The organism is Microcystis sp. LEGE 00066, from assembly GCF_015207925.1.
Classification (GTDB): Bacteria; Cyanobacteriota; Cyanobacteriia; order Cyanobacteriales; family Microcystaceae; genus Microcystis; species Microcystis ichthyoblabe_A.
Map to the genome: position 1 here is coordinate 1 of NZ_JADEVX010000080.1, position 19,450 is coordinate 19,450.

General features: G+C 44.0%; 14 protein-coding genes, 2 pseudogenes and 1 riboswitch. Of the genes and pseudogenes, 12 read left to right on the forward strand and 4 right to left on the reverse strand.

The genetic code is table 11. The features are described from left to right. Positions 1–106 precede the first annotated feature (106 nt). From IQ224_RS12585 to IQ224_RS12610, 7 genes and pseudogenes are all read left to right on the forward strand, one after another. A complete protein-coding gene (locus IQ224_RS12585) occupies positions 107–1,222 on the forward strand; it encodes a TIGR03032 family protein (protein WP_002746347.1) in 1,116 nt (371 codons plus the stop codon). Between the two features lie 259 nt (positions 1,223–1,481). Then, positions 1,482–1,616 carry a hypothetical protein gene (locus IQ224_RS24595; RefSeq protein ID WP_002746351.1) on the forward strand — a complete coding sequence of 45 codons (135 nt, stop codon included), beginning with the start codon at positions 1,482–1,484 and terminating at the stop codon, positions 1,614–1,616. Between the two features lie 139 nt (positions 1,617–1,755). Beyond that, positions 1,756–2,283, forward strand: a pseudogene (locus tag IQ224_RS12590) (hypothetical protein); the annotation flags it as partial. Between the two features lie 24 nt (positions 2,284–2,307). Beyond that, positions 2,308–3,306, forward strand: a complete 999-nt coding sequence (locus IQ224_RS12595) for an Rpn family recombination-promoting nuclease/putative transposase (RefSeq protein ID WP_084989963.1) — start codon at positions 2,308–2,310, stop codon at positions 3,304–3,306. A 21-nt stretch (positions 3,307–3,327) separates the two neighbouring features. Then, on the forward strand, positions 3,328–4,290 hold the full coding sequence (locus IQ224_RS12600; protein WP_194033023.1) for a hypothetical protein: 963 nt from the start codon (positions 3,328–3,330) through the stop codon (positions 4,288–4,290). Between the two features lie 26 nt (positions 4,291–4,316). Further along, positions 4,317–4,658, forward strand: a pseudogene (locus IQ224_RS12605) (hypothetical protein); the annotation flags it as partial. A 455-nt stretch (positions 4,659–5,113) separates the two neighbouring features. After that, on the forward strand, positions 5,114–9,871 hold the full coding sequence (locus tag IQ224_RS12610; protein ID WP_194033024.1) for an ELWxxDGT repeat protein: 4,758 nt from the start codon (positions 5,114–5,116) through the stop codon (positions 9,869–9,871). Positions 9,872–10,155: 284 nt separating this feature from the next. On the opposite strand, the gene hypB is transcribed toward IQ224_RS12610, so the two are convergent. The 3 genes from hypB to IQ224_RS12625 are packed head-to-tail and all read right to left on the reverse strand — an operon-like array spanning position 10,156 to position 12,445. After that, on the reverse strand, positions 10,156–10,845 hold the full coding sequence (hypB, locus tag IQ224_RS12615) for a hydrogenase nickel incorporation protein HypB (RefSeq protein ID WP_002746365.1): 690 nt from the start codon (positions 10,843–10,845) through the stop codon (positions 10,156–10,158). 58 nt (positions 10,846–10,903) lie between these two features. Continuing rightward, a complete protein-coding gene (hypA, locus tag IQ224_RS12620; RefSeq protein WP_036402098.1) occupies positions 10,904–11,260 on the reverse strand; it encodes a hydrogenase maturation nickel metallochaperone HypA in 357 nt (118 codons plus the stop codon). 6 nt (positions 11,261–11,266) lie between these two features. Next, the gene (locus IQ224_RS12625; protein ID WP_002746369.1) at positions 11,267–12,445 is read right to left on the reverse strand and encodes an agmatinase family protein; all 1,179 of its coding nucleotides are present in this window, start codon (positions 12,443–12,445) and stop codon (positions 11,267–11,269) included. A 68-nt stretch (positions 12,446–12,513) separates the two neighbouring features. After that, positions 12,514–12,647, reverse strand: a riboswitch (guanidine-I (ykkC/yxkD leader). 317 nt (positions 12,648–12,964) lie between these two features. Between IQ224_RS12625 and IQ224_RS12630 the strand changes: the two genes are divergently transcribed. The 4 genes from IQ224_RS12630 (at position 12,965) to IQ224_RS12645 (ending at position 17,732) form a co-directional block, all read left to right on the forward strand. Further along, on the forward strand, positions 12,965–14,386 hold the full coding sequence (locus IQ224_RS12630) for a hypothetical protein (protein ID WP_036402117.1): 1,422 nt from the start codon (positions 12,965–12,967) through the stop codon (positions 14,384–14,386). Beyond that, positions 14,355–17,018, forward strand: coding sequence for a tetratricopeptide repeat protein (locus tag IQ224_RS12635; protein ID WP_194033026.1), 2,664 nt, complete (start codon positions 14,355–14,357; stop codon positions 17,016–17,018). The genes IQ224_RS12630 and IQ224_RS12635 overlap by 32 nt, the downstream gene beginning before the upstream one ends. A 253-nt stretch (positions 17,019–17,271) precedes the next feature. After that, the gene (locus tag IQ224_RS12640) at positions 17,272–17,481 is read left to right on the forward strand and encodes a hypothetical protein (RefSeq protein ID WP_002746387.1); all 210 of its coding nucleotides are present in this window, start codon (positions 17,272–17,274) and stop codon (positions 17,479–17,481) included. Next, on the forward strand, positions 17,478–17,732 hold the full coding sequence (locus IQ224_RS12645) for a type II toxin-antitoxin system RelE/ParE family toxin (RefSeq protein ID WP_012265163.1): 255 nt from the start codon (positions 17,478–17,480) through the stop codon (positions 17,730–17,732). Before IQ224_RS12640 ends, IQ224_RS12645 begins: the two co-directional genes overlap by 4 nt. A gap of 192 nt (positions 17,733–17,924) precedes the next feature. Here IQ224_RS12645 and IQ224_RS12650 read toward each other — a convergent pair whose 3' ends face one another. After that, positions 17,925–18,890, reverse strand: coding sequence for a permease (locus tag IQ224_RS12650; protein ID WP_194033025.1), 966 nt, complete (start codon positions 18,888–18,890; stop codon positions 17,925–17,927). Between the two features lie 337 nt (positions 18,891–19,227). On the opposite strand from IQ224_RS12650, the gene IQ224_RS12655 reads away from it, so the two are divergent. Next, positions 19,228–19,450: transposase (locus tag IQ224_RS12655; protein WP_130757148.1), on the forward strand; the 223-nt coding region annotated here is incomplete at its 3' end.

The following is a 19,450-nucleotide window of genomic DNA, read 5'->3' on the forward strand; positions in this document are numbered from 1 at the left end:
ACCTTATTAAGGGGGGCAAGGGGGGATTAATTAGAACCCCTTAGTCAACAAACCATAGACAATAATCAATTATCACAATCGATGCTAATCTATACAAAAAAACTCTATGGACAGCTTGCCGCCCAACACTAACCAGTTTTCAGATACTCAAGAGCCAGCAGTGAGTCCATCTCAGCGCCAAGCAGTGCCGGTCAATTATGAGTACAGCCTCAATCTGCCGGAATTACTCAACCAGCTTGACCTCTCGGTGTTGATTTCCACCTACCAAGCGGGACGAGTGGCCAGCATTGGCACTTATCAAGGACAAATACGGGTGAGTTTCGCCCATTTTGACCAAGCGATGGGTTTAACCCGAACCGCTACCGGAATTGCTGTGGGCGCTCGTCAGGCAATTTGGCATTTACCCGCCAATCGAGAGATTGCCCCCCAGATTAAACCGGAAGGGGAACAGGATATCGCCTTTTTGGCCCGCTCCTCTCACCTCACCGGCCCGATTATGGGTCATGATTTGGCCTTTGGCAGTAATCGCCTTTGGGTGGTCAATACCCTATTTAACTGTCTGGCAACTATCGAAGGAAATTGGAGTTTTCTACCCCAGTGGAAACCGCCCTTTATTACCGAGTTAGTCCCCGGAGACCGCTGCCACCTCAATGGCTTGGCTATGGCTGAAAATAGCGGCACTCCCGTATATGTAACGGCATTGGGGGAAACCAACGAGGAAAGCCTCTGGCGAGAGAATAAGGCCCAAGGGGGATGCTTAATTGATGTGGCTAGGGGAGAGGTGATTTTGCGGGGTTTAGCTATGCCCCATTCTCCCCGCCTTTATCAGGGTAATCTCTATTTCCTCAATTCCGGTTATGGAACCTTGAACCGTTGGCATCCCCAAACTGGTAGCACGGAAATCGTGGCGGAATTGCCCGGTTTTACCCGGGGTTTAGACTGTTGGGAAGGTCACGCCTTTGTCGGGTTGTCCCAAATCCGGGAAACTGCGATTTTTGGCGGTTTACCCCTGGATGAGCGACGTAATCAATTGCGGTGCGGGTTGGCTATTGTCAACCTGGCTACCAGTCAACTGGTGGCGACTTTTTGGTTCAATAGCGGCGTGGAGGAGGTTTTCGCCGTCTCCGTCCTCCCGGGCTACCGCAACCCGGCGCTAATTGGACCGGATACCGACCTCGACGACACTCAATCGGTGTGGATGGTGCCTTCTTTAGGGACTTAATTGTTTACTTTTCACCCTATTATTCAGGAAAAAATCATGTCAACTCCTTTTTTAGTTAAGGATATCTTCCCCGGTTCTTTTGGTTCCGACCCCCTTTATCTGACGGCATTATATAGTTTTACCAATAAATGTTAGAACAAAGATGTAGATGTAGGTTGCTCTAATGGGAAGTTTTGTGACGACAAGTAGCATTGATGATATTTATGGGGAATAATAGATTTAGATGAGTGCCTAACTTTCCCATTGGTAGCGACTTGCCATGAACCCAACAACCGCCAATTATGATGAACCCTGGAAAGAAGCATTAACCGAGTATTTTGAGGCGTTTTTATACTTCTTCTTTCCTGAAGTTCACCAACTAATCAGTTATCAGTTATCAGTTATCAGTGACTAATTGGAAGCAAGTAAGTGGGTGAGTGGAATTAAATATAAGATGAACGTAGGTTGGGTTGAAGCATGAAACCCAACGCCAGATTATGTTACGCTACCACTAACCACTAACCCATCCTACAAATAATTGTGTCTCCCTACTTAGCAATCCCTTTGCTATAATAGTCATGGCACACCTGAAAACAAAAGCGACTACCGGGAAGCTGCCAGAACGGGAACAGTGGAAGTGGAGGTTAATCAGGGGATTATATGAAAAGGAGTTCGAGAGGGAACAGATAATTAAACTGTTTGAAATCATCGACCAGATGATGACTTTATCAACTGAATTGCAGTCAAGTTTAGAAAGTAAAATCAAACAATTTGAGGAGGAAAGAACCATGCCTTTAATGAGTAATATGGAGTTACGAGGAAGGAAAATTGGTGAGGAAATTGGGGAGTTACGAGGAATAGAACAGGGTAAGGAAATTGGTAAGGAAATTGGTAAAGAAATTGGCGCGTTAGAAAAGGCTCGTAACTATATTAAAACGGTGCTGAAAACGCGATTGGGTGACATTCCAATAGACATTGAGCAAGCTGTGGATAAAATTGCTGTATTATCGATTTTAGACGAGTTACTGAAATCGGCATTAACCGTTAATTCTTTTGATGAGTTGCATCAACTTTTAGAATAGTAGTCTCAGTAATTTTCTTCTCCAATGAATCCAACAACCGCCAATTATGATGAACCCTGGAAAGAAGCATTAAGCGAGTATTTTGAGGCGTTTTTACATTTCTTCTTTCCTGAAGTTCACCAACTAATTGATTGGACAAAAATTCCCGAATCCCTAGAAAAAGAACTCAAACGGATTACCGCTTCAGCAAAGACAAAAAAACGTTTCGCTGACAAACTCTATAAAGTCTGGTTACTCAGGGGTGAAGAAGTCTGGATTTTGATTCATATTGAAATTCAAAGTCAATACGAAGAAAATTTCCCTCAGAGGATGTATATTTATAACTATCGTGCCTTTGATTTGTATCAGAAACCGGTTATCAGTCTCGCTATATTAGGAGATGAACGAGTAAATTGGCGACCAGATTCCTATAATTATACTATCGCTGGTTGTGAAGTCAGCCTCAAATTCCCAACAGTCAAATTACTAGATTATGAGGAAAGCTGGTCAGAACTAGAAACAAGTAGCAATCCCTTTGCTATAATAGTGATGGCACACCTGAAAACAAAAGCGACTACCGGGAAGCTGCCAGAACGGGAACAGTGGAAGTGGAGGTTAATCAGGGGATTATATGAAAAGGAGTTCGAGAGGGAACAGATAATTAAACTGTTTGAAATCATCGACAATATGATGACTTTATCCCCTGAATTACAGTCAAGTTTAGAGAGTAAAATTAAACAATTTGAGGAGGAAAGAACCATGCCTTTAATGAGTAATATGGAGTTACGAGGAAGGAAAATTGGTGAGGAAATTGGGGAGTTACGAGGAATAGAACAGGGTAAGGAAATTGGTAAAGAAATTGGCGCGTTAGAAAAGGCTCGTAACTATATTAAAACGGTGCTGAAAACGCGATTGGGTGACATTCCAATAGAAATTGAGCAAGCTGTGGATAAAATTGCTGTATTATCGATTTTAGACGAGTTACTGAAATCGGCATTAACCGTTAATTCTTTTGATGAGTTGCATCAACTTTTAGAACAATAGTCTCAGTAATTTTCTTCTCCAATGAATCCAACAACCGCCAATTATGATGAACCCTGGAAAGAAGCATTAACCGAGTATTTTGAAGCGTTTTTATACTTCTTTTTTCCTGAAGTTCACCAATTGATTGATTGGACAAAAATTCCCGAATCCCTAGAAAAAGAACTCAAACGGATTACCGCTTCAGCAAGGACAAAAAAACGTTTCGCTGACAAACTCTATAAAGTCTGGCTACTCAGTGGAGAAGAAGTCTGGATTTTGATTCATATTGAAATTCAAAGCCAATATGAAGAAAATTTCCCCCAGAGGATGTATATTTATAACTATCGGGCCTTTGATTTGTATCAGAAACCGGTTATCAGTCTCGCTATATTAGGAGATGAACGAGTAAATTGGCGACCAGATTCCTATAATTATACCATTGCTGGCTGTGAAGTAAGTCTGAAATTCCCAACGGTTAAATTACTGGACTATGAGGAAAGATGGTCAGAACTAGAAGCAAGTAGCAATCCCTTTGCTATAATAGTCATGGCACACCTGAAAACAAAAGCGACTACTGGGAAGCTGCCAGAACGGGAACAGTGGAAGTGGAGGTTAATCAGGGGATTATATGAAAAGGAGTTCGAGAGGGAACAGATAATTAAACTGTTTGAAATCATCGACAATATGATGACTTTATCCCCTGAATTACAGTCAAGTTTAGAGAGTAAAATTAAACAATTTGAGGAGGAAAGAACCATGCCTTTAATGAGTAATATGGAGTTACGAGGTATAGAACGCGGTAAGGAAATTGGAGCGTTGGAAAATGCTCGTGATTTTGTGAAAAAAGTTTTGGAAAACCGACTAGGCGATATCCCTGGAGATATTGGACAATGTATCAATGATGCTTCAGTTATTTCGGTTTTAGAAGAGATGTTAAAAGCCGCACTTATAGTAAATTCTTTTGAGGAGTGTAGGAAGTCTTTTAGTATCATCATAAATAAGTAGTGTGGGTAATACCTACCTTACTTAGTAAAATGTTTGAAATCATCGACAATATGATGACTTTATCCTCTGAATTGCAGTCAAGTTTAGAGATTAAAATCAAACAATTTGAGGAGGAAAGAACCATGCCTTTAATGAGTAATATGGAGTTACGAGGAATCGAACAGGGTAAGGAAATTGGAGCGTTAGAAAATGCTCGTGATTTTGTCAAAACAGTTTTGCAAGCTCGCTTAGGTGAAGTTCCTTTAGATGTGGAACAATACCTGAATAAAGTTTCGGTACTATCTACATTACAAGAGATTGTTAAATTAGCAGCTACCGCTAATTCTCTCGCAGAATTTAAGCAGTCTTTGGCAAAAATCAATATCTAGAAACCGGGTTTCTTTGAGAAACTCTTTGAGAAACCCGTTTTCTAAATTGCAGAAAACGGGTTTCTGCGAGAACCTCTTTGAGAAACCCGCTTTCTTTGAGAAACCCGGTTTCTTGTCTTTGAGAAACCCGGTTTCTTGTAATCAATGTTAATTTTTGTTATGAAAACCTTGAAAGGTTGGCGATTCTTTGAGTAAAATAGCCGCAGTAATCTTTCTAGGTCAGCGCCATGACTTCTATTAATATCCACTGAAACCATAATAAATCATAAGCAAAAATCAATGTTAATAATCGATTCAAGTCTATACCAGAGATGAACGTGGGTTGGCTTAAGTACCTAAGCAAAATTAATGACACAAATCTAACCCCCCCTTGCCTCTTGCCTATCTCCACTAGGAAATTTATTCTGCACGACTACTTAATTGTTTAATTTTCACCCTTTATTCAGGAAAAAGTCATGTCAATCCCTTTTTTAGTTAAAGATATCCTTCCCGGTTCCTCTGGCTCCGGCCCCGGCTATCTAACGACGCTGGGCAATACCCTGTTCTTCACTGCCTTTGACGGCGTGAACGGTACTGAATTATGGAAGAGCAACGGCACGGCCGCAGGTACGGTTTTGGTCAAGGATATTTTTCCCGGTTTAGGTGGTCCCTCCCCCAGCAATCTAAGGGCAGTGGGCAACACCCTGTTCTTCACTGCTGATGACGGCGTGAACGGTCGGGAATTGTGGAAAAGCAACGGCACGGCGGCCGGCACGGTTCTGGTCAGAGATATCCGCCCCGGTTCCTCTAGCTCCTTCCCCAGCAATCTAACGGCAGTGGGCAGTACCCTGTTCTTTACTGCCGATGACGACAATGACGGTGACAAGTTATGGAAGAGCGACGGCACGGCGGCCGGCACGGTTCTGGTCAAGAATATCCGCCCCCGCTATCTGACGGCAGTGGGCAGTACCCTGTTCTTCCGTGCCAATGACGGTGTAAACGGTTATGAATTGTGGAAAAGCGACGGCACGGCGGCCGGTACGGTTTTGGTCAAGGATATCGCCCCCGGTTTCTCTTGGTCTGACCCCCGCAATCTAACGGCAGTGGGCAACACCCTGTTCTTCCAGGCCGATGACGGCGTGAACGGTACTGAATTGTGGAAGAGCGACGGCACGGCGGCTGGTACAGTTCTGGTCAAAGATATCAACCCTGGTCGCTCTTGGTCCTCCCCCTACAATCTAACGGCGGTGGGCAACACCCTTACCCTGTTCTTTACTGCCGATGACGGCGTGAACGGTCGGGAATTATGGAAGAGCGACGGCACGGCCGCTGGTACGGTTTTGGTCAGAGATATCCGCGCCGGTTCCTCTAGCTCCAGCCTGGAAAATCTGACGGTGGTGGGCAGCACCCTGTTCTTCACTGCCGATGACGGCGTGAACGGTCGGGAATTATGGAAAAGCGACGGCACGGCGGCCGGTACGGTTTTGGTCAAAGACATCCGCGCTGGTTCCTCTAGCTCCAACCCCCGCTATCTGACGGCAGTGGGTAATACCCTCTTTTTCACTGCTTTTGACGGCGTAAACGGTGAGGAGTTGTGGAGGAGCGACGGCACGGCGGCCGGTACGGTTTTGGTGGCCGACATCCGCCCCGGTGCCTCTAGCTCCATCCCCCGCAATCTAAGGGCAGTGGGCAGTACCCTGTTCTTCAGCGCCGATAATGGCGTGAACGGCGCTGAATTGTGGGCCGTGAGTACGCCCGCAATTCCCACCCTCGCCATTGCCGCCACCAATGCCAATCAAACCGAGGGCAACAGTGGCAGTAAAGCTTTCACCTTCACCGTCACTCGTTCTGGCAATACCACGGGAAGCAATAACGTCAACTGGGCAGTTACTGGTACGGGAACCAATCCTGCCAATGCCACTGATTTTGTTGGGGGAATCTTACCCAGTGGGGTAGTAAGTTTTGCCGCCGGAGAAACCAGTAAAGTGATTACTGTTAACGTCCAGGGAGATACCACATTTGAACCGAACGAAACCTTTACCGTCATCCTCTCCAATCCCACCAACGGCGCTAACATTACCACCGCTACAGCTATTGGCACTATCCAAAATGATGATGTAGCAATCCCCATCCTCACCATTGCCGCCACCAGCAGCAGTCAAACCGAGGGCAACAGTGGCAGCAAAGCCTTTACCTTCACCGTCACTCGTGCGGATAACATCACCGGAAGCAATAACGTCAGTTGGGCAGTTACCGGCACCGGCACTTTTCCCGCTAACGCTGCCGATTTTGTCGGAGGAGTGTTACCCAGTGGGGTAGTGAGTTTTGCCCCGGGAGAAAGCAGTAAGGTGATTACTGTTAACGTCCGGGGAGATACAACGATAGAACCGAACGAAAACTTTACCGTCACCCTCTCCAATCCCACCAACGGAGCTACTCTCGGCACTCCATCTACGGCAACCTTGACCATTGTTGACGACGACTCCGTTCCTTTTTTAGTTAAGGATATCTACCCTGGTTCCTTTGGTCCCTACCCCAGCAATCTGACGGCCCGGGGCAATACCCTGTTCTTCACTGCCTATGACAGCGTTAACGGTGAGGAATTGTGGAGGAGCGACGGCACAGCAGCCGGTACGGTTGCGGTCGCCGACATCAACCCCGGTGACTATGGCTCCTACCCCAGCAATCTGACGGTGGTGGGCAGTACCCTGTTCTTCCAGGCCTTTGACAGCGTGAACGGTACTGAATTGTGGAAAAGCGACGGCACGGCGGCCGGCACGGTTCTGGTTAAAGATATCCGCCCCGGTGACTCTAGCTCCTTCCTCGACAATCTGACGGCACTGGGCAATACCCTGTTCTTCACTAACGCTGGATTGTGGAAAAGCGACGGCACGGCGGCCGGTACGGTTTTGGTCAAGAATATCTTCCCCGACAATCTAACGGCGGTGGGCAGTACCCTGTTCTTCAGTGCCAGCGGCGTTAGCGGTAATGAATTATGGAAAAGCGACGGCACGGCGGCCGGTACGGTTCTGGTCAAGAATATCCGCCCCAGTTCCTCTAGCTCCGACCCCCGCAATCTGACGGCAGTAGGCAATACCCTCTTTTTCACTGCCAATAACGGCGCGAACGGTCGGGAATTGTGGAAAAGCGACGGCACGGCGGCCGGTACGGTTCTGGTGTCCGACATCGGCCCCGGTTTCTCTAGCTCTTACCCCCGCTATCTAACGGCGGTGGGCAGCACCCTGTTCTTCCAGGCCGATGACGGCGTGAACGGTCGGGAATTGTGGAAAAGCGACGGCACGGCGGCCGGTACAGTTTTGGTCAAGGATATCGCCCCCGGTTTCTCTTGGTCTGACCCCCGCAATCTAACGGCAGTGGGCAACACCCTGTTCTTCACTGCTAATGACAACGTTAACGGTACTGAATTGTGGAAAAGCGACGGCACGGAGGCCGGTACGGTTTTGGTCAAGAATATCAACCCCGGTTCCGGTTTCTCTGGCAACTACCCCCGCAATCTAACGGCGGTGGGCAGTACCCTGTTCTTCACTGCCGATGACGGCGTGAACGGTACTGAATTGTGGAAGAGCGACGGCACGGAGGCCGGTACGATTCTGGTGGGCGATATCCGTCCCGGTTCCTCTAGTTCCGACCCCCAAAACCTGAGAGTAGTGGGCAGCACCCTGTTCTTCACTGCCGATAACGGCGTGAACGGTCGGGAATTGTGGGCCGTGAGTACGCCCGCCATCCCCACCCTCGCTATTGCCGCCACCAATGCCAATCAAACCGAGGGCAACAGTGGCAGTAAAGCCTTTACCTTCACCGTCACTCGTGCGGTTATCACCACGGGAACCAATAACGTTAACTGGGCAGTTACCGGCAGCGGCAGCAATCCTGCCAATGCTGCCGATTTTGTCGGAGGAGTCTTACCCAGTGGGGTAGTGAGTTTTGCCGCCGGGGAAACCTCAAAAGTAATTACTGTTAACGTTCAGGGGGATACAACAGTAGAACCGAACGAAAACTTTACCGTTACCCTCTCCAATGCCACCAACGGCGCTACTATTACCACCGCTACAGCTATTGGCACTATCCAAAATGATGATGTAGCAGTTCCCACCCTCGCTATTGCCGCCACCAATGCCAACCAAACCGAGGGCAACAGTGGCAGTAAAGCCTTCACCTTCACCGTCACTCGTGCGGTTAATACCACGGGAACCAATAACGTTAACTGGGCAGTTACCGGTACAGGAACCAATCCTGCTAATGCCACTGATTTTGTTGGGGGATTGTTACCGTCAGGAACCGTGAGTTTTGCGGTGGGGGAAACCAGTAAAGTGATTACTGTTAACGTTCAAGGGGATACAACAGTAGAACTGAACGAAAACTTTACCGTCACCCTCTCCAATGCCACCAACGGCGCTACTATTACCACTGCTACTGCCACGGGAACCATCAATAATGATGACTTTATAGGTACTTCTGGTCCTGACACCCTTGTGGGAACCTCTGGAGCAGATGCCATGACTGGATTAGCCGGAAACGATACTTATACGGTAAATAACGCCGGGGATTTGGTGATTGAAGCTCTCAACCAGGGAACCGATACCGTGCAAGCTTCCCTTTCCTATACCCTTCCTAACAATGTGGAAAATCTCCTTCTCACTGGTACTGGTAATCTTAATGGCACGGGTAATGGCTTAAATAACCAGATTACAGGGAATAGTGGCAATAATAACCTCAATGGTGCTGCTGGTAACGATAGCCTCAATGGTGCTGCCGGTAACGATACCCTCAATGGTGCTGCTGGAATCGATACTTTAACCGGTGGGACAGGGACAGACATCTTCATCTTCCAATTTGGTCAGTCCACTGCCGCAGCCCTAGACCGAGTTACGGATTTTGCTATCGGTACTGATAAAATTGACCTGCTTAGTCAAGCTGGTGCGGCAATTAATGCCCCGGTCGCTTTTACCCGGGCAACAGATAGCAGCACGACCAACATTAACACTATTGTTGCTAACGTCTTCATTGATGCTAATGGGGCAACAGCCGGGAATCAAGCTCTCGGAATTAACAGTGCTGTTTTAGTGCGGGACAATAGTTCTTCTACTTACCTAATTATCAACGACGGTACGGCGGGTTTCCAAAGTGCTAATGATTTGGTGATTAATCTCACCGGGTTAACGGGTACTTTACCGGCGCTCGGCACTATTGCAGTCAATAGTTTCTTTGTCTAAATTAATGGGGGGATTAATTCTCCCCTTTTAATATTTTTCCCTAGTTTTTTTGGTTCTTCGTTACTTGGTATGGTTCGATAGGGTGGTATAAATCGACTAAATCCTTATTTAGCAAGAGACTTAATTGATTAGTTCGTTAGAGAGGGAAAACAATTGGCAAAAATCGAAGCAATGTCTTTCCATATAAGAGTTTCACCCGTCCATTGCATAACACAAACCGAAGAACCAGAATTTTTAACACCTACCTAATTAAAACAGAAATAAATCTCAAAAACTGTTACTGATTAACAATTCAAAAACCTCGGAATATTGACTTGGCTTTTTAGCCAATTTAACCAGTCTTCTAAACCTTCTCCTGTTTGAGCAGAAAGAGCGATAATCTTTACATCGGGATTCATAGAACGAACATTTGCCTCTAAACGTTTTAAATCAATCTCTAAATAAGGAGCCAGATCTAATTTGGTAATAATCAGACAATCCGCTTCTTGAAACATAATTGGATATTTGAGGGGTTTATCTTCTCCTTCAGTAATACTTAATAGAGCAACTTTAGCGTGTTCCCCTACCTCAAATTCGGCGGGACAAACTAAATTTCCCACATTTTCCACCAACAATAAATCAAACTCTTTGGGGTTATAATCTTCTTTGAAACGATGAATTCCCCCAGCTACCATTTTGGAATCTAAGTGACAGGAGCGACCCGTATTAATGGCAATCACGGGAACTCCATATTGTCTCAGGCGCTCTGCATCTAGTTCTGTAGTCATATCTCCTTCAATAACAGCCATGTTTAATTGATCTTTTAAGGCTGCGAGGGTTTTTTCCAATAATACAGTTTTACCCGCACCAGGACTACTCATCAGGTTTAAACAGGTAATGCCCCACTCGTCAAAATGTTCCCGGTTGTGATCGGCTCCTGCTTGATTGGCATGAAGTAGATTAATTTCTAGGGCCGCGTCAAAAGTTTGGTGCATTTTAGTTGAGAATGAATAATTGATCATCGAACTTGTAGAAGCGATCACCCAACTTTGTTTAAAAATCTAAAGAATATTCAATGTGGTCAATTTTTAACTCTCGACCTGAACGAATATCCTCCATCGGCGATCGACAAGTTGGGCAGGAATATTGCTGGCCAATTTGGGGTTGATAATCCTTTTGACAGCAATGACAATAAGCAATTAGGGGAATATTTTTAATCGCTAATTCCACGCCAGCCAGAAAAGTATTGGCAGTTTGAACTTCAAAGGCAAATTGTAAACTGACTGGTTCGACACAGGTAAATTCACCAACCATGAGATGAATTTTTTCAATTTTGAGCTTTTCAGGTTGGCTATCATACCAATCTCGAACTGTCATAATTAACGCCTTGGTCATATCAGTTTCGTGCATAGGAAATTACTGCCAGGGTTCGTCAACGGCCAGATTGGCATCAGGATGAATATAATAGGGCTTTTCTTTACGCGGTAATTGACCTGAAATAACCAGATGAGCCATGGCATCACAAATAACACGGGTAGCCATCAAAGAGGTCATATCACTAATATCGTAGGGAGGGGAAACTTCCACCACTTCCATGCCACAAATGGGAGCTTTTTGGATAATTTTACCCAATAAAGCTAAGGCTTCACGGGGTAATAAACCCCCCGGTTCTGGCCAACCCGTGCCGGGGACAAAACCGGCATCAATGCAATCAATATCAAAACTAATCCAAACGCAATCCGTACCATCTAAAGCTCGTTCTAAGGCAAATTCGGCGGCCGCATCAATGCCTCGTTCCACAATGTCGGTGACGGTCAAAATATTAGTGGCCCGCTCGCGGCAAACTTTAACACCTTGACGGGGAACTTGCCAACCACCAATCCCTAATTGGACGAGATTTTTAGCAGGAGCATTTTTCATATTGGTGGCATGAAACCAGGGGCAAGTGTGCATCCGTTCATCTAAATCTGTTTCCTGGGTATCCACATGGCGATCAAAGTGAATAATACCGACTTTTTTATCCCCTAAATGCCGACAAATACCCCGCACTGTCGGAAAACCAATGGAATGATCACCCCCTAAAATAATCGGCAAGGCACCAGAACTAAAGACATGGGCAACCCCCTTCGAGATTTGATCGAAGGACTTTTCATTATTAGCAGGAATGGTGAAAATATCCCCTAAATCACAGAGCGTAATTTGTTCGCGCAGATCTACCCCTAATTCAAAATTGTAGGGCGTGTAAAGGGCCGAAATCCGCCGAATTCCCTGGGGTCCAAAACGAGTTCCGGGTCGGTAAGTTGTCCCCGAATCATGGGGAACACCGACGATTGCCACGTCATAATTGCCCACATTCCGCACATCTTCCAAATAGGGGGCCTTCATAAAGGTGTTAATTCCCGCATAGTGGGGTAACTCACCCCTGGAAAAGGTGGGAATACTGCGATCGCGAATACTATCGGCCGCCTCTAAACCGTAGGTTAACCCCTGGGAAACTTCCTGTTGCCAACCAGTTAGGGGCAAATGGCGTTCTTTTTCTAGGGCCTGTTGAGCTTCGGTTAAATGCGGGGGTTGAAAAGTAGATTCCTCGGACATCATTTCACCTCAAAATACAATAACCCGGGAGTCTTCAACGATACTGCCTCAAAACAGTTATCCTTAAAGTCTCCCGGGCTTTTATCCCGCCGTGTAGCCAGCTTAGACGGAAAAATTTTTGATCCGCTCATTTAAGACTAGCTTGCTCCTCTCGGACCTGACATTTAAAGAAGTTTAAATCGGAACCCTAGAAGCAATTTTCTTGACCTTAGACGATCTCAATCCTAAAAACAGTATCACAGACTACAGAAAGCTGATTTTTGCCGCTTGGATATGGTTTGCTGAATAATTAGGTGGGTATTAAAAACTTTCAGATGCCCCCCTTATTAAGCGGGGATTAAAGGGGGGACTAAGGGGGGATCGGCACCCTCCTTATCAAGGGGGATCCCCCCGCCTTCGGCTTCCCCCCTTATCAAGGGGGGCTAGGGGGGATCGAACCTAAAATCCATTTTTAATTTAATTATAACCAGCTACTTATATAATAAAAAGTATCTCCAGAGAATGATTTTTCCTGTCTCTATGCAACACCCCTCTCTGACTCGTTTTGAACCTGCGACTACTCTTGATGAAATCTATTTAACTATATCTCCTGAACCCCTATTAACTCAGAAGGAAATAGATGCTTTTTATCGAGAAGAAATGAATAAAGTGAGAGGGGAAGATAAAATTCAGCGTCTAAAATTAGGGTTAAAACGGGTCATAGATACGCAACAATATTACAAAGCCTGTTTAATGGGACACACGGGGGTAGGCAAATCGACAGAATTAACTCGTTTAATTAATGATCATGAGATTAAACAGCATTTTGAACCCCTGCGATTTAGTGTTTTAAGTGAACTCGATGCGATTAATTTCAGTCCCCTTGATGTGTTTCTCTTTATGGTGGTGGAAATTGTTGAGAAAACCGCTAAAATTTCTCGACAACCCAGTGATGAAAATTTACAAAAGCTTTGGGATTGGTTTAGTTCTGAAGAATTTACCCGTAAGGAAACCAGAGAAAGTCAAATCAAAACGGAAGCAGGAGCGGGAGTAAAGGAAGATTCTTTCTGGAATAAAATTCTCGGACTTTTTGCCTCTCTCAAGGGAGAATTCCGGTTTGCTTCCTCGCGAGAGAAAAAAGTTGTTGAATACCGTCTTTCCCGTTCCAGAGATTTAATTAATATTGCTAATCAACTCCTGAAAGAGTGTGATGAGAACTTACAGGAAACTATGCAGAGAAGCTGGCTAATTATTGGAGAAGACTTCGATAAAGCTGGTGTTTCACAAGAAGCGGTCAGGGATTTATTTTTAAACTATTCTAACATTTTCAAAGATTTAGACATTCACATTATTTTTAATATTCCGATTGGATTGTATAATTCATCTCCCGGGATTAACCTCACTTTTGACCATAATCTCCTGATTCCCGATACTCCAGTTTTTTGCCAAAAAGATCATACTCCTAACCAAAAAGGACGGGAAGCAGTGAGAAAAGTTTTAGAACCAAGAGTTAAATCTAATTTATTTGAAGATGGACAAATAGAGCGGGTTATTATTGCCTCTGGTGGCAATATCAGAGATTTATTTTATTTAGTTAGAGAAGCTTCTGATGAGGCAATTGTCAATCAACAAAATCTGATCATATCTAGTCATATTAGCAGGGCAATTCGCAGTTTAAGAACAGAATATGAAAGACGTTTAGGCCAAAATCCTTATGATATCGATTCTGTTAGTTATGGGGATAAGGTATTATTGTTAAAACGAATTTATGATGCTAATCCGGAAGCACAAATTCCCAATGAAGTATTATACGCTTTATTAAATGATCGTGCGATTCAAGAAGTGGATGGAGACGGGGAAAGATGCTTTATGGTGCATCCCCTTGTGGTTGATATTTTAAATGCTCAAGGTCATATTCCTACTGCTCCCGATGGAGGTGTCCCCGGTGGTACATCAAGTTAATCAAACTAATCAATCGGAGTTAGAACCGGGTACTATTTCCCATACAGCAGCTCGTTTGCTATTATGGGGACAAAGACCATCTAGAGGTTTAGCTAGGGTGGAATTTTATGATGAGTTTTCCCGTCAGCAAGTAGTTAGAGAATTAGAGAATAAACTGCAAGAACAAGGCATTATTTTTCATAAAATTGTCTTACCAAGATGGGAAAAACCCTCTTTTGTCTTGAACTTCTTGTTAACACAATTGGCAGAATTGGAGTCGGGAGTAGTATCAATTACTGGTTTTGAAACCGCTTTTTCTGATGCTTTCCTAGTAGATGCCTTGCAATTAATTAATTTCAATCGAGAAAATTTAGCTCGCTTTAATCTCCGACAAATTTGGTGGATGAATCATGATTTTACTAACAAAGTTATTCGGTATATGCCAGATTTAAATTCTTGGTTTTTCCTGCGATTATTTTTAACAGAAAATTCAACCCAAGCTACCAACTATAATCAGCTATTTACCGATAAAAATACCGTTCATGATCCCTATAATTTACCAGGAACAGCAGTTAACTTTGTTGGTAGAGAACAGGAATTATCCCGGATTCATCAAGCTTTTCAGCAATCTTCCCCAATTGTTTTAAGTGGGATGGGAGGTTCGGGAAAAACTGAATTAGCTTTACAGTATGCTTGGCAACATAAAGGGGATTATCCTGCGGGTATTTGTTGGATAAATGTCCTTAACAGTGACCCCGGTTTAGCTATTTTATTTTTTGCCAGAGAATACCTGGGTTTAAACATCCCCAATCAGGGAACCTTAAGTGAACGAGTGCGTTACTGTTGGCAAAATTGGACCGAGGGAAATGCTTTAATTATTTTTGATGATGTGCGTGACTACGACCAAATTAAATCTTATCTACCACCGGGAAAAGACTCTCGTTTTCGGGTTTTGATTACCACTCGCAAGGAATATTTATCAGCGACAATTGCAACTTTTCGGGTAAAAGTTTTAAAAGAAGAAGATGCACTTGATTTATTGCGTTCCTACCTTGCAGATAACAGAATTGACACACAAATCGAGGCAGCTAAATTATTATGTCAGGATTTAGGTTATTTACCCTTGGCGTTAGAATTGGTGGCAAGGTTGCTGGTACGGCGACAGGATTGGAAAATTAGCAAAATACGGGATAGATTAGCCGAAAAAGGCTTAGATGAGCCAATTTTAGACAAAAATCCCAAGTTTCATGGGGAAATGACTGGGGAAAGAGGGTTAAAAGCTGTCTTTAATCTCAGTTGGGAGAAGTTGAATATCGAACCAGAAGCGCAAATTTTGGCACTTTACCTCAGTTTATTCGCTCTTGCGCCCTTTCCCAAGGGTATGATTCTGGATTTATTTCCCGATGAGGATGGGGATACAGTGGAGGAATGGTTAACGGATAGTTTAGTCCATCTGAGTTTAGTTCAGGATATGGGTGATGGTTGGTATGAAATTCATCCCCTGTTGCGTCGCTATTTTCGGGATAAGTTAGAAGCATCACCCCACGCAGAACCAGCAAAAAGTCGTTATTGTACGGTGATGACAGATACATCGAGAACAGTCCCCCAAACTCCTACTCTAGATATTATTCAAAATCTGACTCCCCTAATTCCCCATATTCAACAAGCTGTCAGGGAATATCCAGAATATATCGCTGATGAGGATTTATTTTGGTCCTATACGGGTTTAGCTTGGTATTATGAAGGACAAGGATTGTATGCTATTGCTGAACCTTACTATCAAGATTGTTTAACCGCAACTCGAACTCGCTTAGGAGAAAATCATCCCCATGTGGCACTTTCCCTCAACAATTTAGCACTCTTGTACTATTATCAAGGCAGGTACACAGAAGCGGAACCTCTCTATCTAGAAGCATTAGATTTGAAAAAACGACTATTAGGAGACAATCATCCCTCTGTGGCAACTTCCCTCAACAATTTAGCACTCTTGTACTATTATCAAGGCAGGTACACAGAAGCGGAACCTCTCTATCTAGAAGCTTTAGATTTGAGAAAACGACTCTTAGGAGACAATCATCCCGATGTGGCACAATCCCTCAACAATTTAGCACTATTGTACTATTACCAAGGTAGGTACACAGAAGCGGAACCTCTCTATCGAGAAGCATTAGATTTGAAAAAACGACTCTTAGGAGACAATCATCCCGATGTGGCAGCTTCCCTCAACAATTTAGCAGGATTGTACTGTTCCCAAGACAGGTACACAGAAGCGGAACCTCTCTATCTAGAAGCATTAGATTTGAGAAAACGACTCTTAGGAGACAATCATCCCGATGTGGCAGCTTCCCTCAACAATTTAGCACTATTGTACTATTACCAAGGTAGGTACACAGAAGCGGAACCTCTCTATCTAGAAGCATTAGATTTGCATAAACGACTCTTAGGAGACAATCATCCCCTTGTGGCACAATCCCTCAACAATTTAGCAGCATTGTACGAATCCCAAGGCAGGTACACAGAAGCAGAACCTCTCTATCTAGAAGCGATTAATATTGCTACCCAAGTATTAGGAGACAATCATCCCCATACCCAAACAATTATGGAGAACTATAAAACTATGTTGTCGCAACTCCGGCAAGCAGAATTAAGATGAGTTAGAGTTTAAATGCTTGGGAAAATAGGGCTTGTAGGCGCACGGATTTTCCATTATGAATATAGTATCATGTCAAGAGGCTTTTGTCAAGAGAAAATTTGACAACATCCAGAAAAACCTAGCCGATTGTAGGGGTAATTCATGAATTACCCCTACACCTATTACCTAGTCCAGTAACCCACCACCTAATCATCGACTATGATGGAATTAATCACTGATAACTGATTACTGCTCACTGATAACTGATAAAGCTATGACACTCAAAGAACAACTAATTAAAGAAATCGAGCAGACACCTGACACCCTTTTGACTGAATTACTTGACTTTTTGCTCTTTATCAAAGAACGACATACTGCAATAGAAATTACAGAAGAAGAGCAAGCTAACATAATCGCTTCTGAATCAGCTTATCAAGCAGGAGACTATCTAACCCTCGAAGAATATGAGGCAACTCAAGGGTGAACTACAGAGTTATTATTCCGAAACCCATTCAAAAACAACTAAACAACTTACCCAAACAACAACGCGAACGCTTAATTACTGCCATTAGACTACTTACTGATACACCTCGTCCTAGCGGAGTCAAGAAACTCAAAGGATATGATGAAACCTACCGAATTAGAATAGGGGATTATCGCATCATTTACAAAATTCAAGATCAAGAAATGCTGATTATCATATTGAGTAGTATTCATCGAAAAGATGCTTATTGAACCTCTCAGTAGGTGGGTGGAGTGAGAACTATAAAGCTATGTTGTCGCAACTCCGGCAAGCAGAATTAAGATGAGTTAGAGTTTAAATGCTTGGGAAAATAGGGCTTGTAGGCGCACGGATTTTCCATTATGAATATAATATCATGTCAAGGGGCTTTTGTCAAGAGAAAAATTTTCTGACCCGGAAGGAATTCAACCTAGATAAAAACTGATGATCAGAGCCACTAAAAAACTCATTAACAGGCATAAAATTCCGAAATAAAGGACGATTTTAGGACGGAAAGCTGATAGGAGGAGGATAAAAGCTTTAATATCAATGAGGGAAGCGACCAGTAAAAAAGCTAGAGTGGAACCCACGGACAGATTAGTAATTAAAGAACCGGGGACAAAAGCGCTAAGACTAGCATTAACAGGGAGGGTGACACCAAAAAACAACTGCACGAGAATTTGAGTAGCGGGACTATTCCCCCAGGCAATTAATTGACTCTGAGGTAATAATAGCTGAAAGACACTAGCGATTGCACAGCCTATAATTAATAATCCCCCTAATTCCAGTGCTTCATCGATAAAGTTATCGAGAAATAACTGCACAGAAATTGGCCAAGCTTGCCTATCTCTAGTTTTATACTCATAAACAAGACTGCCGACTCTTTGTAGGGGTTGACTGGCTGCTTCCTCCGGTAAAAAACTACCAGAAAGAACTAAACTCGATTCTAGGGGAATTTCGCTATCGGTGCGGGGTTTTTCCCGATAGAAACTAAAGAGAGTGCCGATAACAATTGCCATTAACCACACCGAAAGCGATCGATAGAAGAAAATACTAGAATAGGTGAAAGTCTGCCAAGTTAGCCAAAGAGTGACGATATTTAGGGTAGGTGCAGCGGTGAGAAAGCTAAACACCACCCCCGGGGGTACTCCCTCTAATAAAAATCTTCTAGCGACGGGAATAGTGCCGTATTGTCCGACGGGTAGGATTAATCCGATGGCACTGCCAAAAATCGCTCCTAACAGTCGATTACGGGGAAATATCGCCGCTAATCGCTGTTTATTGACGAAAACCAGCAAAAAACTGGAAACGGCTGTCCCCAAAAGTAAAAAGGGAAGCGAGGTCAAGACTAAACTAAGAAAAAAAGTAACAGCGATAGAAATTTGATTCATGAATAGGGTTCAAGATCGGAAGCTATCCTACAAAATAGCAGATAAGGTAAAAAGTAAAAAGAGCGGTTTTAGATGCAACAATAGGTAGCTGGTTATAATTAAATTAAACATTGATTTTAGGTTCGATCCCCCCTAGCCCCCCTTGATAAGGGGGGAAGCCAAAGGCGGGGGGATCCCCCTTGATAAGGGGGGTGCCGATCCCCCCCTTAGTCCCCCCTTAATAAGCTATCCATTAGTCAGATCTTTCTTAACAAAAAGAGAAGAAACTTAAAAAAAGGGGAAACGATTGATAGGTATAGTTTTGAAAGAAGGAATTAAGGTGGAGGTAAGCAAAAAAATGGAGAAATGGGCAGCCCAAGAATTACAATATGCAGACCTAGGGGACACCAGAAGAAAGAAAAGGTTAATCAGTATCGTAGAAAACTTGGCCAGCCAACCTAGTACAAGTGTGCCACAAGCTTCGGGAAATCTAGCCGCAGCGAGTGCCACCTACGACTTTTGGAATTCCCCCTATTTTCACCCCTCAGATATAATTGCCGCCCAAGCTAAAAGTACAGTAG